Raw genomic sequence first — 19,970 nt, forward strand, 5'->3', positions numbered from 1 at the left:
ATTCCTTTGCTGCCGGAGGGTCAATCGGAGCATGATACACGTGCGGGACACTCCCCCGTGGCGCATTTCCCCGCCAGAGGTTAACCTTGCAAAAGGAGATCAATCATGGACACACTCAGCGGCCTCGACGCACTTTTCCTGTATCTTGAGACGCCCGAGACGCCGATGCATATTGGCTCGTTCGCGCTGTATGAACTGCCATCAGGTTTCAAGGGCAGTCTGCACAAGGCGATGCAGGCGCATATTGCAGGGCGCATGCATCTGGCGCCCATCTTCAGCCGCAAGCTGGGGCTCATGCCGCTTGACCTCGGCCACCCAATATGGATCCAGGTCAAGGATGTTGATCTTGATTTTCATATTCGACAGGTCAAGGGCAAGACCTTGACGCTTCGCCAGGCCGAAGAGAAGTGCGCTGAATTGCACGGTCACCTGATGGATCGCCGCCACCCCCTTTGGGAATTCCACGTGTTTGAGCGCATCAAACGCCCGGACGGCAGCATTTGTGCTGGCGTGTATTCCAAAGTCCACCATGCCACGCTGGACGGCAAGGGCGGGACTGTGCTGACGAACGCGATCATGGACATCAGTGCCAGCCCGCGCGAAGTGCCCCCACCTGACAAGGCGCTCGACGATGACGACAAGAAAAATCTCAAGACTGGCGAAATGATCGGGGCGGTGTTGTCCAACTCACTGGCGCAATACATCAAACTGGTCAAGGCACTCCCCCACGCGGTCCAGGCTGTGGGCGGCACGCTGCTAAAACAGTCCCTGAGTGGAACTGGCGCCAGGGCACGCCCCAAGCTCCCGCTTGATCTGGCCCCCATGACGGATTTCAACGTGGCGGTCACGTCTGAACGTACATTCGGCACAGCCCGCGTTTCATTTGCGGACTGCCATGCCATGGCCAAGGCGGCGGACGGCTCGTTCAACGACATCGTGCTGTGGATTTGCGCCACGGCCCTGCGCACTTACCTGAGCCAACACGGCGGCATCCCCAAGAAGTCATTGCTGGCCGCCATGCCGATCAGCTTGCGAGAAAAGGGCAACAATGACCTGAACACGCAGGCGTCAATGACCGTGGTGGAACTGGGGACTCAGTTCGCCGACCCGATGAAGCGCCTGCAAGCCATCATGACGTCCACCACCAAGGTCAAGCACGCGATCGTTGACCTGAAAGGAGTCATTCCGACCGACTACCCTTCCCTCTTCGCACCGTGGGTGGTCGGCGGAGTCGCCAAGGCCGCTTTCAAGGTGTACAGCGCAACAGGGCTGTCGCACCGTCTGCCCATGCCGGCCAACCTGGTCATCAGCAACGTGCCCGGCCCGCAGGTGCCCCTGTACATGGCCGGAGCAAGAATGCTCACCTACCATCCCCTGTCGATCGTGATTCACGGCGTCGCGCTCAACATCACGATCCAGACCTACGCCGGTTTCGTGGACTTTGGCGTGATTGCGGACAAAAAAGCGGTGCCCGAGGTCCATGAATTGACCGACGCACTGGTTCAGGCGTTTGAGCAAGGTCGCCACCTGCTGACCCCGGCACAGACCAAGGCGGTCAAGGTCAAACCGAAAGGCCCCCTTGCAAACGCCGCAAAAGCCCGGACATACCAGGACGGAACGGTCGCCAAGGTGACGAAGGCGAAGAGGCCAGCCTCTAAAGGAGGCCTCCCAGTGAGCGCCGATAAACCAAAAACTGCTACTGTTAAGCCCTCGTTAACTCGGGTTAGAAAGAATCCCGAAGCTTGATACTCTCTTCAACAACCAGCGACGACATGACGACCAGGCAACAACGCGACACCGGCAACCATCCTTCAGCGCCAAGCCCCTGGTTGATCGCCATGGAATTTCGGGCACCCTGGGAGCTGGGCTTGCTTATCCCGTCCTGGCCCTTGCTGCGGCGAGCCCCGGTCGGCGATGGCCACTCGGTCATTGTGTTTCCCGGCCTGTCAGCCAGTGATGGCTCGACCATGCCCATGCGCAGCTTTCTTGAAAACCTGGGTTACGACGCATCAGGCTGGAACCAGGGATTCAACTTTGGCCCACGCGCAGGCGTCTTGCAGGCAGCCAGGCAACAAGTCATCGACACCTTTCAGATGACAGGCAACAAAGTGAGCCTGGTTGGCTGGAGCCTGGGTGGCATCTATGCACGGGAACTGGCCAAAGAGTTGCCGAATTGCGTGCGCGGCGTCGTCACGATGGGTACCCCTTTTGCTGGTTTGCAGCAAAGCACCAATGCCTCGCGCCTATACGAACTCACCAGCGGACGCAATATTCACCGCGAGGTCGAACAGTTCGACCTGCCGGGTGCACCACCTGTACCCACCACGTCCATTTTTTCCCGCACCGATGGCGTCGTGGCCTGGCCTGCCAGCATTCAGGCGCCATGTCAGGACAATCCGCACACCGAGAACGTGGAAGTCATCGCCAGCCATGTGGGGCTGGGACTCAATCCCAGCGCCTGGTGGGCTTTGGCGGACCGGCTCTCGCAACCCGAAGGCCAGTGGAAACGCTTTGAGCGCAAGCGCGGGCTACATGGGATGATTTTTCCGGACCCCAGCCGCTGAAACTCCGTTTCAAAAAAAAGCGCCTGCGGTGTTCCCACCATCAGACGCTTTTTTTAGTAGCTACCAAGGCCCATCAAACGTGGGCCAAGGGCTAAATATCAGTTCTGTTCTTTGTTGTAGTTGGCAATGCCGTCCATGATTTCTTTCTGGGCCGACTCGGGGCCTTCCCAGCCCAAAATCTTGACCCACTTACCCTGTTCCAGATCCTTGTAGTGCTCGAAGAAATGCGCGATGGTTTTCAGGCGCAGCGGATTCAGGTCTTCCGGCTTTTGCCAATGGGAGTAAATCGACAAGATCTTGTCGATCGGGACTGCCAATACCTTGCCGTCTTCACCGGCTTCATCCTCCATCTTCAGGATGCCGATGGCACGGCAAGTCACCACCACGCCAGGGATCAGCGGCACAGGCGTAATGACGAGCACGTCTACCGGATCTCCGTCGCCAGAGATCGTTTTGGGCACATACCCATAGTTGGTGGGATAGTGCATCGACGTGCTCATGAAGCGATCCACAAAAATGGCGCTGGTGGCCTTGTCCACCTCGTACTTGACGGGGTCAGCATTCATCGGGATTTCGATGATCACATTGAAGGACTGGGGGACGTTCTTGCCGGGGGTGACGTTGTCAAGGGACATGGTGGAGTCTTTGGATTGAGTTAAATCAGTAAGTGCTAGGGATTAACCCTGATTTTGCCTGAGTTCTCTTACTGCTTTCTTCCAAAATCCGGCCATGTCGGGGTTTGCTTCTGACTCAATTTCGGCCAGTGTTTCAAGTGCGGGAATTTTTGCGCACTCTGCCAAATAAATGATCTGGCTTGGGCCGGGTCGATAGTCGCCCTTCTTCCATGCGGTGATTGCTGACTGCTTCACGTGCATATCTGCTGCCAGTTGTCCCAGGCTTTTCGCTGAAGCGTCTTTGGCGCGGTCGATCAAATTTTTAATCTGCATTTCAGATTTCCTTAAATTTCGTGTACATTTCAGAAAACCTGAATTAATTCAGATTTCCTAAAACGAACTTTACCAGACAAATCGAAATGCAGCGTCAAGCACACCAGAGCGGTCGTAACCAGCGCAATTCGCATCAGTGGCGTCAAGTCGCCGATTTTCTGGATAGTCAATTCCTGGCCTCTTTGGGCCTTCGTCTGCTGTCGCAAGAAAGCGCAGCGCGGAACTGCGGCGAGCGGCACGCGCAGCGCGCCGCCGTAGTTCTGCGCGAAGCGCCCCCCGTTGGTAATACGGGGATAACCTCCGAGGTCGCCAAATGAGCCGGCCTGACGTGTCTCATTTGGTTTTGGATGGTTCTGCGGTCAAGCTGCGTTTGCTGGCTGAACGTCAGGCGTCGAAGTCTCCGGTCCATTTGGATTGGGTCCGGTTCACCACTCTCCGGCGTAATGTTGCGACTCCTTCCATTGATTCCCTTTTCCCGAGGCCTTTGGAATTGAGCGCGAATTTTTCCCTGGAGGAATATCGCCTAAAGGAGGCGGAAATGGTCCGTCAGGGTGTCGAGCGGCGTATGCCACTGAGGGATTTTGAGGCGGTTGAGCAGTTCCAAGCGGCGGCCCAGGCGCACGAGTTGGCGTTGAATGTGGCTGCTGCGCTGGGTCCTCAATTCAGCGTTGCGGTTGAGCCTCGCAAAGGCATTGATTTCTATAAATTCCGTTGGTCTATTGAGTTGAATGGCGCTGAATGCGGCTGGGTCGGTTTCCTTGCGTCCAGTGAATCGCCCAGGCAGCAAAGCCAGGCAAAAACAATCCATTGCAATCTGTTCGGTACTGCCTGCACCTTTGCCGATATTGGGTGGAATTTTCGCATCGCTGATCTGATTGACGAGAACCAGGGCGACGTTACCCGCTGTGACCTGGCGCTTGATTTCTTTGATGGCATCGAGGGCGGCATTGATTCGATTCGCTCTGACTATCGGCTTGGCCTGTGCAATGTGGGCGGGCGAAAGTTGAAATTCAACATGGTCGGCGATTGGGAAAACGGGCATGACCGTAGTCTGTATATCGGGTCCCGCGAAGCTGGAAAAATCACCAATGCCTACGAAAAAGGCGATCAACTTTTTGGCGAAAAAAGCAATTCCGAATGGCTGCGCATCGAGCTTCGCTACGGTAATAAATTGCGCGTGTTGTCGTCTGAAATGTTGCGGCGTCCTGCTGATTTTTTTGCCGGTGCTTCGGACTGGCACGCCTCCATGTTGCTTAAGGCTGATGCGATTGTCTCGCCCGAGCCGGTCAAGACAACGCCCAGGCTTCAGATAGAAACCGTGCTGGCTGAATGCACCCGCAATGCTCGTTGGATGCTCGAAACGGCGGCGGCCTCGTTTGGTGTCGCGGTCAAGTATTTGAGCGAGTCTCAACTGTGGGAATTGGTCGAGCATCAAAAGCGGCCTGGTCGGTTGCAAAAATTTTCTGAGTCTGAAATTGCGGCGTCATTCTCTGCTGCGTTCTCACGGCTGAAGTCGTTTCCATCGGTTGAATGTTCCCCGGCATTCGCTTAACCGTCAACTAGGGGTAAAGGAAAAATCATGCAGGTAAATAGCGAAGTGGTCGTCCACGCAATCAAGGAATCTGTTGGCACTTTCGAGGGCAAACCTTTCAGTTCTACAACCTTTCATTGTGAGGTGGATTTGAAAGAAAACGGCGCGGGTCGTTCCCTGGGTCGTGTCACTCGCCCTTTCAAGTTGGGTGATGCGAAGGAGTTCGATAAGTGGGCGCACCTGGGCGCGGCGCTGCCTTGCAAGGCCACTGCCACTTTTGACATGGATGCGGCGAAAGAGGACGGCGTGAAGTTGACCCTGGTTGCCATTCGTCCGCTGTCTATGGTTGTGCCTGACGCTGGCAAAAAAGCGGCGTAAAAAATCATGCGCCTCCTCATTCAATCGAAATCGACCGGGCGTTTTTTGTGCCCGTCCATTGATGACGGGTCCCCGGTGTGGGTGGCTTCATTGCGTGAGGCTGGCGGCGGGGTTGTTGCGGATGTGGAGACGGCGCACCAACTTGTCCAGGACAACTGTGATTCTGACGACGAGCCGGTGTTGATTGACCTGGACCGGCTGGGCACTGTCAACGATTACGCGGTTTTAGAAGGGGAGTTCGATGATTAGTCTCAATGTCATGACGTTTGGCTTGCTGCTTGTTGGGTTTCCGCTGGCGGTGTGGTCTGCGCATCGGCTTAACGCCTGGTTGGTTGCTTTTTTTTAGGAGAAAAAAATGGCTGAATTTTCATGTGGTGATTGTGGTTTGACTGGCCCTTATCAGTCTTTCAAGGTGGACCCTGATGCGGTGGCGGGTGGGGAAAACGAGGATTTCGAGCCGGAGTTGGAGTGTCCTGGCTGTGAGAGTTCTGCGGTTTATGAGACCTGAAAAGCGCAGTCGGAAATCTTCAGTCTGGTCAAAAGGTCGAGGATTTCGGACCGGGATTTTCCGGTGTTTTGATGAAAGTTACTGAAATGAAAAAAGCTCTCTTTGCCCGTTTGGCTGTGGTTGGTGCTGGTGTTGGTTCCATGGTGGCTGTGCCTGCTCATGCTGCCCTGGACGCTGCTGTCACGACTGCGATCACTGCCGCCCAAACTGATCTGCTGGCACTGTTCGCAGCCCTGACCACCGCTGGCGCTGCCATCTGGGTGGCTCGTCTGATTTACAAGCGCTTCAGCGTTCGCTAAATCATGCGCAAGCTGCTTGTTTTACTGGCGGCTTTGGGGTTCAGTGTCGCTGCGAATGCGGCACTGTCTCCCGCGTTGACTGCGGTGATTTCGTCGCTGACAACTACGCTTTTGTCCATGTGGCAGGCGTTGTTGTTGGCGGGGTTGGCATTGTGGGCGGCGTCCCTGATCGCGGCGCGGTTCGGCGTCAATACTTCTGCACCTGGCGCGTCAACCAGGTGGAACACGTACCGTTTCGAGGATGGTTCGCATGTTCATCGTGAGCGAGTCTCGAAAAATGGTGGCCGGTCCTTTGATGCGGTCGATGACAGTTCGGGTCGCCGAACCTACACGTACCGGGATTAAAAATGGGTTCCTTGCTGGCTGGTGTTTGTTACCCGTCGCTTGATTTGGCTAAGAGTGTGTTTTGTTCAAACTTGCATATCTCTGTAGCCACTTCTTCCTCTGTGACGACTGAATATTACTGCTGGGGTGTGGTCGGTCCGTATGGCCCTGAGGGTTACTCGATGTCGGCGTATCAGAACGGGGTTTGGTCGGGTGATAGCGTTGGTGATTATCCTGGCTTCGTTGATTGCAATTTTGACGCGGGCACGTCGCTTTCAATGGAGTATTTCGCTCTGTTCTTGGGGTTTTTGGTGGTTGTCGCGGTGGCGTCCAGGCTGAAACGAATTTTTTGGGGCAATCATGAGGGTTTGTAATGTCTTACTCCGATTTTTCACTTATTCAAAATTTCTGGTTAATGGCGGGCTTGTTGCTGTCGCTTTGGCTGGCGCTCCGGTAGCGTTCGCAGCGTCGAATCTTCAGGGTTTTAAGAATTTCAACATTGCCACCACTGGCAAAGTTGCGACTGTTAGCCCTGGTTCTACTTCTGCTCAGGCTGGTTCTTTCCTCGGGGCCGTTAAGCAGCCTGAGAACATGTCGGGTTGGGTTCCTGCTGGCAATTACGGTGCGAAGGTTGCCGCCAGTGGTCCGACAATGACGACCTATCACGGCGGGGGCGATGTGTTTTTCGCTGGCACAAAATACCCGTTTCAGGCGGGTTATGAGGTTCCAGCGACTACGCTCGTTGATGCGGTGGCGGCGATTGCTGGCGGTCCTTTGGGTGTGGCGTTGTTCGCCGCTCCGTTTATCGCCAATTGGTTGACGGATTCCGGGGGGCGTGTGAATCCTTCGGGGACCGGGCTTGAGCGTCAGAGTGACCCGACTACTACGTACACCGCGACTCACGCGGGCCATAGTTCGGATGGTACGAGCGCGCTGGGTGCGGCGACTACGTTCGTTGCTTGGTTCAATTCGACGCACTCGCCGTCTAATTTCACGGTCATGTCGGCGAGTGATACTGATTTCACCTATTCGTCGCCGCAGTGCTATTGCACTTATTACGGTGTGATGACTAAGGGGGCGACTACGCCTGGTAGCTGGCTGCCGTCGTCGATGGATGACATTGCGCCCTATATGTCTGCGCGGCCTCCTCCGGCTGGCGTGACGCAGGAGATTTTGGACCGTGGCGGTGAGATTCCTTTGCCGCAGCCTACGATAACGGGGCCTGCTTCGATTGATGGTCCTGAGTCGTCTACGGTGAATCCTGATGGGACACGCACTGTCACGAAAACCACAATGAATTTTTCGCCCTCGACCAACACGATCACGAACACGTCGAATGTTACGAACACCACGACCTACAACGTGGACAACTCTGTCAAGAGTACTTCGGTCACCACGGTGACGCCTGCCACTGACCAGGACAAGCAAAGCGAGTGCGAGAAAAATCCGGATTCTGCTGGCTGTTCCAAGCTGGACCTGGATAAAACCGAAGTTCCGAAAATTGAAAAGGTTGTGACGTATGTCGAGGAGGATTTAGGCCTCGGCGCGGGTTCCTGTCCTTCGCCCATTACCTTTCATACATCTTTGACGGATGGGTCTATTTCCTTCACGCCTTATTGCAACTTTCTCACGACCTGGGTCCGCCCGATTCTGATTCTGTTCGCGTTCCTTACGGCGTTTTTCATCATTGCACCAATCAAGCAGGAATAAATCATGGGTATCGGTACATGGCTCGGGCTGATGATGGCCCCATTGGTGGCGCGAATTTTGATTGCCTTGGGGTTTAGTGTCGTTTCCATCGTGGGCGTTACGGCGGTCCTGGGGCAGCTTAAAAGCTCGTTTATCTCCCAGGCTATGGCATTGCCAGCGGCGGGGCTGCAATTGGGCCTCCTGGCGGGCCTGGGCGTTGCCCTGGGGATTATTTTCGGGGCGGTGACTACGCGGGTTGCCATGTGGCAGATTGCGAACGCGACCAAAATTCTCGGAGTGACCAAGTAATGTTGACGCTAATCACGGGAACACCAGGCGCGGGGAAATCGCTTTATGCGGTGTGGAATTTTGCCCGGCCTGTGCCTGGTTCGGTGGTCGAACAATCTGACCAGTCATTGCCGGCTGTTAATCGGGTGCTGTATTCGAACATCAAGGATTTGCTTGTCGAGCACATCAAGATCGATGCGGACGCGCTGAATACCTGGCATGAATGGGCCAAGCCTGGCGCGGTGATTCTGTATGACGAAGTGCAGGAAGTTTGGCGGGCGCGGGCCTTTGGTTCTAAAGTGCCTGAGTGCATCATGGCCCTTGAAACCCATCGTCACCTGGGCGTCGATATTGTCCTCGTCACGCAGCATCCAATGCTGATTGACCCGAATATCCGTCGCCTGGTCAATCAACATTTGCACTTGCGGCGCATCACGAAAACCGTCGCCATGTGTTACGAGTGGGACCATTGCGAGAATCCCGGCAACACACGGACCTGTGTCGCGTCTAAGGTGTTCATGCATCCGAAAAAGGCTTACAGCCTTTACAAGTCGGCGCAGTTGCATACCAAGCCCACGGTCAGAATTCCGGCCATTGCCTATTTCGGTCTGCTGGCCTTGGGTGGCCTGGCATATGCCGGGCCGTTGGCTTATGAGCGCATGAGCGGCGCTCTCGGCAAAGTGTCAGATGTTGCCAAGTCTCCGAATGAAAAGACAACAACGAGAATTGTTAATGGCGAGAAAATTACGGAAACCGTTACCCTTGCCGATGGTTCGAAAATTGTCCCTCGCTTCGCGCCTGGTCCGTTTCCTGGTGCGTCTGCTCCGGTGATACCTGGTGAAGTGGTCGCCCAGGCGCTGCCGGTGGTGTCGGGTTGTGTTCAGACCCGCAAAGCGTGTGCTTGCATGGATGTGGCCGGGGTGGTGGTGGATGTTGAGCCGGGATTCTGTGAGGCGCATATTCTGGGTCATTCTGAGCCTGGTCAAAAGGCTGACCTGGCGGTGTTGGCAGACCCTCCAGACCCGGCGCGTTTTGTGGGTGATCTGGATACGCTGGCTTTCATGTCCAGGCGTCGTTAATGCCTTCTATTACACTTCTTTGCAACATGGGGGTGTCTATGGGAATGCAAGATCGTGACTGGTATAGGGATTTACTTCGTGAGCGTGCTGGTTTAGAACCAAAGGCTCAATCATCAAAGTTAGATTCTTCGGATATTCGACACAATCCGTACTATGTCAAACCTGACCGCTCCTGGCATCCTGTTCTTCAGTTTCTTCTCTTCGCGGCCATTTGTGTTGGGGCAGTATTCATTCTTAGCTTCTTCAAGCATTAGGTTTTAGTTTGCGTAGCGGTCCTCGGATACGCTGCCGCCCCAATAGGCCGAATATTCTCGGTGGCCTTCCAAGCGTCCCCATTTGGCGTGACTGGGTGCTCCGTCCCATGCCATGCTGCAAAAGCTTCGGTATTCCTGGCTATTGTTTGTCCAACTGTGGCCGATTGCGGGTGAGGTGTTTCGAAGGCATACCCCGCAATGCTCTGCACTCAAGATCAGGGCTTTGATAGGGTCCATTGGAGCCTCTGGAGTCACGACCTGGCCGCGTTTGTCGAACATTTCAGATTGCATTTTTTTCCAAGCCTTTACTAGTTGTTTTGCCTTGGTCCTGGCGCTGGTGAACCAGGCCGGGATTGTTGGCGTCCATGAAAAAATGACTTCCACCAGGCGCATGATTCGCGGGCTATTGTGGTAGCCATTCGAAAACATTTCGCACTGAAAGCGCAGGGCTTCGGGGTACTTGATGTAGTTTTTTGCAATCATGGTTTTCTGCCTTCAAAAGTTACCGGGTCCCTAGATTCAGAGCCTTCTCCTGGTGGAGTTGCGCTGGCCGTTTTGTCGGCTCTCTGTGTCACCGTTTCCCTGAGTTCTTCGCCTGTAGAGTGGCGGCACCAGGGCGGCGGGGAATGTGTGGGGAAGGTTTGTAAATCGACTAGCGCGAAGCGCCATCAATACAGATTTATGAATACCCCACGCAGGCCACGACGAACAGGGGCAGACTCTCGTAAGGCGTAGAAATCAGGGAACGTACAGAGAATGGCAAACACGGTCGAGTGCGACGCGTTAGGGATAGTTACCCGAAGGGCCATGAAAGCCCGTTCATGGTGGCTTGGCCATATAGCCCGGTCCGAAGGAAACGCCCTGCATTTCCTGCCTTTAAAACTCACTCAAAAACCGCTCTTTTTCCTATAATTTTCATCACAGAAAAACAATGCTATAAAAAATATAGCAACAATAGACATTCAGGGGAAATCGTGATTTTTGGCTATGCTCGTGTCAGTACTTCTGATCAAGAAACGACACTTCAAATTGACGCCTTAAAACGGGCTGGCGTCGAGAAAATCTATCAAGAAAAAACAAGTTCAATCGGTGCACGAATTGAGCTTAGAAAACTTCTTGCAACCCTCAAAAAAGATGATCTTTTGATTGTCTACAAGCTCGACCGACTGGCTCGGAGTCTGAAAGACTTGCTATCAATATTGGAGCAGATAGAAAAATCTGGATGTGGCTTTCGAAGCCTTACAGAACCAATTGATACGGTAAGCCCTGCCGGAAAATTGATGCTAAATATCTTGGGAAGTGTTGCCGAATTTGAGCGCAGTTTGATTCGGGAACGTTCGATTGCGGGGCAAGTTGCGGCTATCAAGTTGGGCCGCTGGCCTGGTCGCCCAAAGAAACTAAATCCGGATCAGGAATTTGAACTTTTCGAGCTGTGGGCTTCTGGTACTTCGAAGGCTGATCTCACCCGGAAATTCAACGTCAGTCATGACGTTGTGAAGATGGCTATTTTCAGAATGACCCGGCCAGATCACCCACGCGTCTATGGAAACAGGCCTGTCCTCGGGCCATTGTTGAACCAATGACAAAAGGACCTCTGCGGTCCTTTGTTCGTTGTTTTTTGGCCCATCGGGATAAACCCTGATTTTACTTACTCCCCACTTGCGGAGTCCGAAAACCCGTAATTTTCACGGTAAAGTGCGCCGGTTGGCCAATCGTCTGCATCAAGGATCTGTTGATGTTTCGCGGCGAGGAAGCAACGCAGCGGTGGTGCCGCTTGCGTTGCACCACTACTCAGCGAAACAACGACAGGAGATTCTTATGACAGGCAACTCAGCGCTGATTTTGGCGCTTGTTTGCGGGTTCATTGCCGTGGCTTACGGCTTTTGGGCACGCAGCTGGATTCTTTCCCAGGATGCTGGCAACGCGCGAATGCAGGAAATTGCAGCCGCCATTCAGACCGGGGCAGCCGCCTATCTGGCACGACAGTACAAGACCATCGCCGTCGTGGGCGTGGTGCTGACGATCCTTATCTACTTCTTTCTTGACTCTTTAAGCGCCGTCGGCTTCGTCATCGGAGCGGTCCTGTCCGGCGCTTGCGGCTTCATCGGCATGAATGTCTCGGTGCGCGCCAATGTGCGCACCGCGCAGGCCGCCACCAAGGGCATTGGCCCGGCGCTGGACGTGGCCTTTCGCGGCGGCGCCATCACCGGCATGCTGGTTGTCGGGCTGGGACTGCTGGGCGTCACGGGCTTCTACTGGTTCCTGGTCGGCAACGGCAACCTGACGCCCGACCGGAACCTGGCCAAACTGCTCAACCCCCTGATCGGCTTTGCCTTTGGCTCCTCCCTGATTTCCATTTTTGCCCGTCTGGGCGGCGGTATCTTCACCAAAGGCGCTGACGTTGGCGCCGATCTGGTGGGCAAGGTCGAGGCGGGCATTCCCGAAGACGACCCGCGCAATCCGGCCGTGATTGCCGACAACGTGGGCGACAACGTCGGGGACTGTGCCGGCATGGCCGCTGACCTGTTTGAGACTTATGCCGTGACGCTGATCGCCACCATGGTGCTCGGTGCCCTGCTGGTCACCGGTGCCGGCACCAGCGCGGTGGTCTATCCGCTGGCGCTGGGCGCCGTGTCCATCGTGGCCTCGATCATCGGCTGCTTCTTCGTCAAGGCTTCGCCGGGAATGAAGAATGTCATGCCGGCCCTGTACAAGGGTCTGGCAGTGGCAGGCGTGCTGTCACTGGTTGCCTTCTTCTTCGTGACGCAGTGGCTGATCCCCGACAACGCGATCAAGGCAAGCGGCAGCCAGATGGCCCTGTTCGGTGCCTGTGCCGTTGGTCTAGTGCTGACCGCCGCTCTGGTCTGGATCACCGAGTACTACACCGGCACACAGTACGCGCCCGTCAAGCACATCGCACAAGCCTCCACCACCGGCCACGGCACCAACATCATTGCCGGCCTGGGTGTGTCGATGCGCTCGACCGCCTGGCCCGTGATCTTTGTGTGCGCGGCCATCTACACGGCTTATGCACTGGCGGGTCTTTACGGTATCGCCATTGCCGCCACCTCCATGCTGAGCATGGCCGGCATTGTGGTGGCGCTGGACGCGTACGGCCCCATCACCGACAACGCCGGCGGCATTGCCGAAATGGCAGAGATGCCCAAAAGCGTGCGCGATGTGACCGACCCGCTGGATGCGGTGGGCAACACGACCAAGGCCGTGACCAAAGGTTATGCCATCGGCTCTGCCGGCCTGGCCGCACTGGTGCTGTTTGCGGACTACACCCACAAACTGGAAGGGTACGGAAAAGCCATCAGTTTTGACCTGAGCGACCCGATGGTGATCATCGGCCTGTTCATCGGCGGCATGATCCCTTACCTGTTCGGCGCCATGGCGATGGAAGCCGTTGGCCGCGCGGCCGGTGCCGTGGTGGTTGAAGTACGCCGCCAGTTCCGCGAGATCAAGGGCATCATGGAAGGCACCGCCAAGCCTGAATACGGCCGCGCAGTGGACATGCTGACCACCGCCGCCATCAAGGAAATGATGATCCCGTCGTTGCTGCCGGTGGTGGTGCCGATTCTGGTGGGTCTGCTGTTGGGCCCGGCCGCATTGGGGGGCTTGTTGATGGGCACCATCGTGACCGGCCTATTCGTCGCGATCTCGATGTGTACCGGTGGCGGCGCATGGGATAACGCTAAGAAATACATTGAAGATGGCCACCACGGCGGCAAAGGTTCTGAAACCCACAAGGCGGCTGTGACCGGTGACACGGTGGGTGATCCGTACAAGGATACGGCAGGTCCGGCCATCAATCCGCTCATCAAGATCATCAACATCGTGGCCCTGCTGATCGTGCCGCTGGTGATGCAGATACATGGCGGGCAAGCTGTGGCGCAGGCGCCTGCAGCAACTACTGTGACGGCTCCGGCTGCTTCCACGCCAGCGGCTGCGCCGGTCGCCGATGGCGCTTCAGTGAGAGTTGAAAACGGCGTGGTCAAGTTCTACTTTGCCTCCGGCAAAGCCGATGTGGCTGCGGGTGGCACTGAGGCATTGAGCGAGATCATCAAGGCCGTCAAGAATGGCAAGAAAGCCGTGATCAGCGGTTACCACGATGCCAGCGGTGATCCAGCCAAAAATGCCGAATTGGCCAAGCAGCGTGCCCTTGCCGTGCGCGATCTGCTCAAGGCATCGGGCATCGCCGAAGACAAGGTCGAACTCAAGAAACCCGAGCAAAGCATGCCTGGTGGCCCGGCTGCAGAAGCCCGACGCGTGGAAGTGACCCTGATGTAACCCACGGCAGCTGATTCCTGCGGATCAGCCCGATAGCCCGCTTCGGCGGGCTTTTTTTTGCTCTCTTATTTATAGCTATAGACGCCCTGTTCATGAGGGCCAGCGCCGTTTTTTATCTTAAGAAGTGCTATTGTGGCCCGGCGCCTGCCATGGCCCTTTCGGCAGCCAGTCCTTGGCAGTACCATGGCGAACATGCACCCTGCAAATCTTCGGTACGCGCAAGTACCATCGCTGATCCCTGGAGCTCGAAATGACTGACCTCGTTGTACGCCGCCTTTTGATTGACCTTGACTCTCCGGTGGCGCGCCATTGGTTTGGTGGCGACGCTTTTCGCACCGCGCTGTTCAATGCCCTGTCCATGAGTTTTCCGGTCGGAGAACAGTTCTTCATCGACTCGGTGCGCACTGGACTCAAAACTCTTTCTGCCGCCGACCAGGAAAAGTACCGGATCGAAGCCCAGGGTTTCATCGGGCAGGAAGCCACCCACCGTCGCATTCATGGCTTGTTCAACGTCCAAATCGAGAAGCATGGCTTGGTCAACGACTGGGAGCCACGGGCTCGGGAACGGCTCAAGCTGCTCAATGGCTTTCACCCGCGCCACTGGCTGGCCATTACCGCTGCCACCGAGCATTTCACTGCTGTGTTTGCCGACTGGATCTTGAGCAACCCGGACCTGTTTGACGGTACGGAGACGCGGCTGAAAACCATGTGGCTGTGGCACAGCGCCGAAGAAGCAGAGCACAAATCCACCGCGTTTGATCTGTATCGCGCGTTGGGGGGCACGGACGAGTCACGCATCAAGTGGTTCAAACGCATTACGTTCATCTTTCTATCAGACCTGCTACGCCAGACCGTCAACAACCTGTATCGGGACGGCACACTCTGGAAGTGGCGCACCTGGAAGAGTGCCGCGAGCTTTCTGTTCGGCCAGCGTGGAATGATTCGTCTGACGTACAAGCCATGGCGCGCCTACAAACAACCCGACTTTCATCCCAACCAGTTGGCCAGCGAGTTGTCCCGCGACTGGCTGCAAAGCCATACCGAGGCGTATTCGATCGTGGGGACCCAAACGCCAGTTGCGGCCTGAGATCGGGACGCCGCGCCAGCAGTAACAGGGCAACGGGAGATGCGCCACCAAGCCTCGGGCACACAGGATTTCTTGATGAAAGTCAATTGGTGAATGGCAGTCATGGTCAATAATGAAGCTGGTGGCGTATGAGAGCCGAGGACTTCCAGTCCGCTTCACTTGATCAACTCAAACAGGCAGGTACAACCTTGAATCTACGTAAGCTCATTCATAGCGGGTGCATGTTGTCACTGGCATTGCTGGTAGCCGGCTGTTCATCCATGCTGCCGCGCGCAAGCAGTGAGTCATCGCCGTTTAAAACCTTCGAGGAGGCGCGCGACGCCATCGAGGCACTGGTTCCCATGAAAAGTGATGTGGCTACGCTGACCAAACTGGGGATTGACCCGGTACAGCAGCCCAATACAGTCATCCTGACGCAGTCGGACATCGTGCGGCGATTTGTTCCAAGCGCCCTGCTCAAACGGGAAGATCTCGATCCGGGCGTGTTGGCCTGTCTGGAAGCGCGCGATGCCTGTCGAGGCTGGGAGATTTCTGCTTCGCGCATCCTGAAAGCGCGAACCGGCAATCTGCTGGCCGACTTCACCAATTTTTCGCGCCGGACCGAAACTACCGGATGGCGCTTCAACGCCTTGGTTTTGCTGGTGAACGATTTAGTGGTCTATCGCGCATGGAGCGGACAGCCCCGCGTCAACGAGATCGAGGTCAACACTAACCCATTGGGCCCCCTGCAAGAAATGGGTCCGGCCATCATAACAAGCCAGTAAACCGGATGGGGGAAGGCGCACCGTTTATGGTCGAGAATCAGGCTCATGCAACTCAACTACATCGCCAACGCGTCACTGCCGTCATCGTCTGGTCGAACCATTGCCATGCTGGACCCGTCGGATGGCCAGCCTTTCGACGAAATCCAACGCAGCAACGCATCAGACATTGACTTCGCGGTGCGCGCCGCGCGACAGAGTCTGGAGGCCGTCTGGCGCAAGTTCAGTCCCGCCGAGCGTGGTCGCCTGCTCATGCGGCTGTCACTTAAGGTCACGGAACATGCCGAAGAGCTCGCGTTGATCGAACAGCGCGACTGTGGCAAGCCCACCCGTCAGGCACTCGCCGATGCGGCCGCGCTCGCCCGTTACTTTGAGTTTTACGCCGGTGCCTGTGACAAGCTGCATGGTGAAACCATTCCCTATCAGGATGGCTACAGCGTGCTCACCTGGCGCGAGCCACATGGCGTCACGGGTCACATCATCCCGTGGAACTATCCGATGCAAATATTTGGCAGAAGCGTAGGCGGTGCTCTGGCTGCAGGCAATGTATGTGTCATCAAACCTGCAGAAGATGCCTGCCTGTCACTCCTGCGTGTGGCGCAACTGGCGGCGGAAGTGGGTTTCCCGGCCGGCGCCATCAACATCGTGACCGGCTATGGCCATGAAGTGGGCGACGCGTTGGCACGCCATCCGGGCATTGACCACATCAGCTTCACAGGCAGCCCTTCGGTCGGTACCCTCATCAGCCAGGTCGCAGCACAGCGCCATTGCCCGGTCACGCTGGAGTTGGGTGGGAAAAGCCCGCAGATCGTCTTTGCCGATGCCGATCTTGACGCAGCTGTTCCCGCAATCATCAACGGCATCGTGCAAAACGCAGGACAAACCTGTTCAGCGGGTTCGCGTTTGCTGGTTGATCACGTCATCTACGAGTCCCTGCTGGAGCGTTTGGGACATGAATTTGAAAAGCTGCGCGTTGGCCCGGCTACGTTGGACCTGGATCTGGGGCCATTGATTCGCCAGAGCCAGCAACAGCGTGTCTGGGATTTTTTGAGCGACGCCCAAGTCGCCAATATTGAGATGGTGGCCCAAGGCAAAGTCGTCGATGAAGCACCACAGACCGGCTTCTACCAGGCCCCCACCCTGCTGCGCGACGTACCAGCCATGCACCGCCTGGCCCAGGAAGAAGTGTTTGGCCCAGTCCTCGTCGCCATGTCGTTTCGCGACGAAGACCATGCCGTAGAGTTGGCGAACGCGACACCCTTTGGTCTGGTGGCCGGCGTCTGGACGGCTGAGGGGGCACGTCAATTTCGCATGGCCAGGCGCGTCCGAAGCGGTCAGGTTTTCATCAATAACTACGGCGCCGGTGGCGGCGTGGAACTCCCTTTTGGCGGCGTGAAATCCAGTGGCCACGGTCGCGAAAAAGGGTTTGAGGCACTCCATGGCTTTACCACGCTCAAGACGGTGGCGATCAAGCACGGATAACCGTCGCAAAAACTCGCGACTTCCGCCACTTTTCGCACAGTCCGCTCAAACCAGCCCGGCTAAACTTGATAAAGTCTGCAAACCGAGGGGAATACCATGTTCAAGTTTCTGAAAAACACCCGCTCGGGAAACGACCGCCCACCCCCCGCGGCACCGGTGTCGGTTGCACCTTCCAGTGAACAGCAGCACAGCAACGTTCGCCGCGAATTGATCCGGGTCGTCCTGAAAGACACGCTGCGGCTTCACGGAATCCCCCCCGGCTGGTTGGCCTGTGAGGTCTTCATCATCACGCGCCCGCCCAGCGCAGAAGAGCTGCATATCCAACTGATCGTCATGAAATGGAACGAGCAACTGCTGCGTTATGCCCCGACGCTTCAACAGCAATTGCTGCTCGGGCTGGATCGATTTGATCCGTCCATCGATCATTCCGGCTACATTGTGTCATGGCGTTTTTCACCCGATTGCGGCTGTCCTTTCACCCGGATGCCAGACCCGAAATCCTGGCTTAAACCAGCCCTGACTCAGGCCGATGACGGGATTGTTCCCGTTCTGGACCGGCGCCATACCAGGCGTCCGGCGAAAGCCCCCAAACCGAACCCGGTGCCAACCGACCCACAGAGCCACGCCCCCAACTTTGCGCCCACCCAGATAGCCCCCCTGCGCTGACTGCTGCTCGCGGGCCGGTCGTATCCGCAAGAGTACCCGCTAAACGAGCACTGCGACCTCTGCTCTGGACGTCCAGTCAATCGGGTCCTGCTGCAGCGCCATGTCAATGTCAATACCGAGTGCCAACGCGACCACATCAGGGAAATTGTGGGTCAAGTCGTGCTGGTCATAGTTTGCTTCCTTGGCACGGGCCCGCCACGCCGCCAGATGAAGAATACCGGCCATCGGCTCGTAGACGCCGTTCTCGAAAGGTGCGCAATGATGCTGCAGTGCGTCGACAATGGTCTGAGGAAAATTCCAGGTTCGCGCAAAACCGGCCCCCACATCGGCGTAGCAATAACCCAATAAATTTCGTTCGGCGGCGGCTCGTTTCAGACCGAGCGGCGCAACCTCCTGGCTAAGGACCGCCATTTTTTGCGGCATCCCCAGGTGCATCACCAGTTCGCCAGTGGCATGAATCAACCCGGCAGTAAACGCCACTGGCTGTTTTTGCCGAACCATGCCGCCCAGTGTGCGCGACAATTTGGCCACATTCAGGCTGTAACGCCAGAACTGATTCATATCGAGGCCGGGGATCGCCCTGAACGCACCGGCAATAGCGGCTGCCGTGGCCAGAGATCGAACCTGATCAAGGCCCATCAGGGCGAGCGCCTCTGACACGCTGCTGATCTGGCTGGACAACTGAAACTGCGCTGAGTTGGCCAACTGCAGCAAGCGCGTCGTCAGGATCGGGTCGGTATTGATCAGCTGGCTTATTTTTCTGAGATCAGGTTCCGGGCGATCCAGCTCGTTGAGCAGCAACGCGATGATTTTCGGGATGCTGGGCAGCGCCGTGTCGGAAGCGAGTAAGTCGTCGAGAGTCATCAATCACAGCCCCTAGGGTTCGAATGGGTATTTCGACTGCCATTATCCGTCAGGCCTGTGCACGGAAAACGTGCCAAAATTCGGTCTGAAGCATGGCACCAGTCCGCTTTCAGGATGCGGGCTGACATACGCATTTCGTACAGGCCAATTCGCCGCACCATCAACCAATATCCAGACACATGACCCTGCGCGTCCAAAACAAATCCATCATCGTGACCGGCTCTGGCGGAGGCATTGGCGAAGGCATCGCCAAGCGGCTGGCCGCACAGGGCGCCAAGGTTATTGTCAACGACATCAATCCAGTGCTTGGCGAAAAAGTCGTCGCCGAGATCTTGGCGACGGGGAATACCGCCTCGTTTTTTGCGGCCGATGTGACGAAGTCTGACGACGTCCAGGCTCTGGTGGCCGCCGCGGTTCAGCGTTACGGCAGGTTGGACGTGATGGTCAACAACGCAGGCTGGACGCACCGCAATCGCCCCGCGCTCGAAGTCAGCGAAGATGAGTTTGACAAGTGCTATGCCGTCAACGTGAAAAGCATCTACCTGTCCACCATTCACGCCACGCCGGTGTTCCGCGCCCAGGGCGGCGGCAGCTTCATCAATATCGCTTCGACGGCGGGCGTGCGCCCACGCCCCGGCCTGACCTGGTACAACGGCTCCAAGGGCGCGGTGATTACCACCTCCAAGTCACTGGCCGCGGAACTGGGACCGGACAACATCCGGGTGAACTGCATCAACCCGGTCTTTAACCCGGATACAGGTCTGGCTGCCGAATTTGCGGGCGGCCCCCTGACCGACGAACGCAAGGCGAAATTTCTCACCAGCATTCCTCTGGGCCGCTTCTCCACGGCGCTGGATGTAGCCAACGCCGTTTTATATCTGGCCAGCGACGAAGCGGCGTTTATCAGTGGCGTATGTCTTGAGGTTGACGGTGCGCGCTGTGTTTAACTCTGGCGC

General features: G+C 56.5%; 23 protein-coding genes. 18 read left to right on the forward strand and 5 right to left on the reverse strand.

Features of this window, described 5'->3' with window-relative positions; translation table 11 throughout:
• The first annotated feature begins 105 nt into the window (after nucleotides 1-105).
• Both Q7T10_RS01850 and Q7T10_RS01855 read left to right on the forward strand, forming a co-directional pair.
• On the forward strand, nucleotides 106-1,746 hold the full coding sequence (locus Q7T10_RS01850) for a wax ester/triacylglycerol synthase family O-acyltransferase (protein WP_304745293.1): 1,641 nt from the start codon (nucleotides 106-108) through the stop codon (nucleotides 1,744-1,746).
• A gap of 26 nt (nucleotides 1,747-1,772) precedes the next feature.
• Nucleotides 1,773-2,564: an alpha/beta fold hydrolase gene (locus tag Q7T10_RS01855; protein WP_304745295.1), complete on the forward strand. Its 792-nt coding sequence runs from the start codon at nucleotides 1,773-1,775 to the stop codon at nucleotides 2,562-2,564.
• Between the two features lie 98 nt (nucleotides 2,565-2,662).
• Here Q7T10_RS01855 and ppa read toward each other — a convergent pair whose 3' ends face one another.
• Together ppa and Q7T10_RS01865 are read right to left on the reverse strand one after the other, a co-directional pair.
• A complete protein-coding gene (gene ppa, locus Q7T10_RS01860; RefSeq protein WP_304745297.1) occupies nucleotides 2,663-3,199 on the reverse strand; it encodes an inorganic diphosphatase in 537 nt (178 codons plus the stop codon).
• Between the two features lie 42 nt (nucleotides 3,200-3,241).
• Nucleotides 3,242-3,511, reverse strand: a complete 270-nt coding sequence (locus Q7T10_RS01865; protein ID WP_304745299.1) for a helix-turn-helix transcriptional regulator — start codon at nucleotides 3,509-3,511, stop codon at nucleotides 3,242-3,244.
• A gap of 86 nt (nucleotides 3,512-3,597) precedes the next feature.
• Between Q7T10_RS01865 and Q7T10_RS01870 the strand changes: the two genes are divergently transcribed.
• The 6 genes from Q7T10_RS01870 (at nucleotide 3,598) to Q7T10_RS01895 (ending at nucleotide 6,227) form a co-directional block, all read left to right on the forward strand.
• Nucleotides 3,598-3,828, forward strand: coding sequence for a hypothetical protein (locus Q7T10_RS01870; protein ID WP_304745301.1), 231 nt, complete (start codon nucleotides 3,598-3,600; stop codon nucleotides 3,826-3,828).
• Nucleotides 3,825-5,063 carry a replication initiation factor domain-containing protein gene (locus Q7T10_RS01875; protein ID WP_304745303.1) on the forward strand — a complete coding sequence of 413 codons (1,239 nt, stop codon included), beginning with the start codon at nucleotides 3,825-3,827 and terminating at the stop codon, nucleotides 5,061-5,063. The genes Q7T10_RS01870 and Q7T10_RS01875 overlap by 4 nt, the downstream gene beginning before the upstream one ends.
• Before the next feature lie 27 nt (nucleotides 5,064-5,090).
• Nucleotides 5,091-5,420: a hypothetical protein gene (locus Q7T10_RS01880; RefSeq protein ID WP_304745305.1), complete on the forward strand. Its 330-nt coding sequence runs from the start codon at nucleotides 5,091-5,093 to the stop codon at nucleotides 5,418-5,420.
• Nucleotides 5,421-5,426: 6 nt separating this feature from the next.
• Nucleotides 5,427-5,669 carry a hypothetical protein gene (locus Q7T10_RS01885; protein ID WP_304745307.1) on the forward strand — a complete coding sequence of 81 codons (243 nt, stop codon included), beginning with the start codon at nucleotides 5,427-5,429 and terminating at the stop codon, nucleotides 5,667-5,669.
• A gap of 106 nt (nucleotides 5,670-5,775) precedes the next feature.
• A complete protein-coding gene (locus Q7T10_RS01890) occupies nucleotides 5,776-5,928 on the forward strand; it encodes a hypothetical protein (protein WP_304745309.1) in 153 nt (50 codons plus the stop codon).
• An 86-nt stretch (nucleotides 5,929-6,014) separates the two neighbouring features.
• A complete protein-coding gene (locus Q7T10_RS01895) occupies nucleotides 6,015-6,227 on the forward strand; it encodes a major capsid protein (protein WP_304745311.1) in 213 nt (70 codons plus the stop codon).
• On the opposite strand, the gene Q7T10_RS01900 is transcribed toward Q7T10_RS01895, so the two are convergent.
• A complete protein-coding gene (locus Q7T10_RS01900; RefSeq protein WP_304745313.1) occupies nucleotides 6,224-6,454 on the reverse strand; it encodes a hypothetical protein in 231 nt (76 codons plus the stop codon). The genes Q7T10_RS01895 and Q7T10_RS01900 overlap by 4 nt on opposite strands.
• Nucleotides 6,455-6,911: 457 nt before the next feature.
• Between Q7T10_RS01900 and Q7T10_RS01905 the strand changes: the two genes are divergently transcribed.
• From Q7T10_RS01905 to Q7T10_RS01915, 3 genes are read left to right on the forward strand one after another with little or no spacing between them, the layout of a single operon-like run.
• Nucleotides 6,912-8,261 carry a virulence factor TspB C-terminal domain-related protein gene (locus tag Q7T10_RS01905; protein WP_304745315.1) on the forward strand — a complete coding sequence of 450 codons (1,350 nt, stop codon included), beginning with the start codon at nucleotides 6,912-6,914 and terminating at the stop codon, nucleotides 8,259-8,261.
• 3 nt (nucleotides 8,262-8,264) lie between these two features.
• Nucleotides 8,265-8,549, forward strand: coding sequence for a DUF2523 family protein (locus Q7T10_RS01910; RefSeq protein WP_304745317.1), 285 nt, complete (start codon nucleotides 8,265-8,267; stop codon nucleotides 8,547-8,549).
• Complete coding sequence (locus Q7T10_RS01915; protein WP_304745319.1) at nucleotides 8,549-9,607, forward strand: zonular occludens toxin domain-containing protein; 1,059 nt, start codon at nucleotides 8,549-8,551, stop codon at nucleotides 9,605-9,607. The genes Q7T10_RS01910 and Q7T10_RS01915 overlap by 1 nt, the downstream gene beginning before the upstream one ends.
• Nucleotides 9,608-9,864: 257 nt before the next feature.
• On the opposite strand, the gene Q7T10_RS01920 is transcribed toward Q7T10_RS01915, so the two are convergent.
• Entirely contained in the window at nucleotides 9,865-10,344 is a 480-nt protein-coding gene (locus tag Q7T10_RS01920; RefSeq protein ID WP_304745321.1) for a hypothetical protein, read from the reverse strand.
• A gap of 338 nt (nucleotides 10,345-10,682) precedes the next feature.
• On the opposite strand from Q7T10_RS01920, the gene Q7T10_RS01925 reads away from it, so the two are divergent.
• From Q7T10_RS01925 to Q7T10_RS01950, 6 genes are all read left to right on the forward strand, one after another.
• Entirely contained in the window at nucleotides 10,683-11,444 is a 762-nt protein-coding gene (locus Q7T10_RS01925) for a recombinase family protein (RefSeq protein ID WP_304745323.1), read from the forward strand.
• Between the two features lie 235 nt (nucleotides 11,445-11,679).
• Nucleotides 11,680-14,154, forward strand: coding sequence for a sodium-translocating pyrophosphatase (locus Q7T10_RS01930; RefSeq protein ID WP_304745325.1), 2,475 nt, complete (start codon nucleotides 11,680-11,682; stop codon nucleotides 14,152-14,154).
• Between the two features lie 250 nt (nucleotides 14,155-14,404).
• Nucleotides 14,405-15,241 (forward strand): metal-dependent hydrolase, encoded by an 837-nt coding sequence (locus Q7T10_RS01935; protein WP_304745327.1) that lies wholly within the window; start codon nucleotides 14,405-14,407, stop codon nucleotides 15,239-15,241.
• 188 nt (nucleotides 15,242-15,429) lie between these two features.
• Nucleotides 15,430-16,005, forward strand: a complete 576-nt coding sequence (locus Q7T10_RS01940) for a hypothetical protein (protein WP_304745329.1) — start codon at nucleotides 15,430-15,432, stop codon at nucleotides 16,003-16,005.
• A gap of 45 nt (nucleotides 16,006-16,050) precedes the next feature.
• Nucleotides 16,051-17,484, forward strand: a complete 1,434-nt coding sequence (locus Q7T10_RS01945; RefSeq protein ID WP_304745331.1) for an aldehyde dehydrogenase family protein — start codon at nucleotides 16,051-16,053, stop codon at nucleotides 17,482-17,484.
• 96 nt (nucleotides 17,485-17,580) lie between these two features.
• Nucleotides 17,581-18,150 carry a hypothetical protein gene (locus tag Q7T10_RS01950; protein WP_304745333.1) on the forward strand — a complete coding sequence of 190 codons (570 nt, stop codon included), beginning with the start codon at nucleotides 17,581-17,583 and terminating at the stop codon, nucleotides 18,148-18,150.
• 39 nt (nucleotides 18,151-18,189) lie between these two features.
• Here the strand turns inward: Q7T10_RS01950 and Q7T10_RS01955 are convergent, their stop codons facing one another.
• Nucleotides 18,190-19,014: an HDOD domain-containing protein gene (locus Q7T10_RS01955; protein WP_304745335.1), complete on the reverse strand. Its 825-nt coding sequence runs from the start codon at nucleotides 19,012-19,014 to the stop codon at nucleotides 18,190-18,192.
• 185 nt (nucleotides 19,015-19,199) lie between these two features.
• On the opposite strand from Q7T10_RS01955, the gene Q7T10_RS01960 reads away from it, so the two are divergent.
• Nucleotides 19,200-19,961 (forward strand): SDR family oxidoreductase, encoded by a 762-nt coding sequence (locus Q7T10_RS01960; protein WP_304745738.1) that lies wholly within the window; start codon nucleotides 19,200-19,202, stop codon nucleotides 19,959-19,961.
• Nucleotides 19,962-19,970 lie beyond the last annotated feature (9 nt).

The organism is Rhodoferax sp. (assembly GCF_030646845.1).
Classification (GTDB): Bacteria; Pseudomonadota; Gammaproteobacteria; order Burkholderiales; family Burkholderiaceae_C; genus Rhodoferax.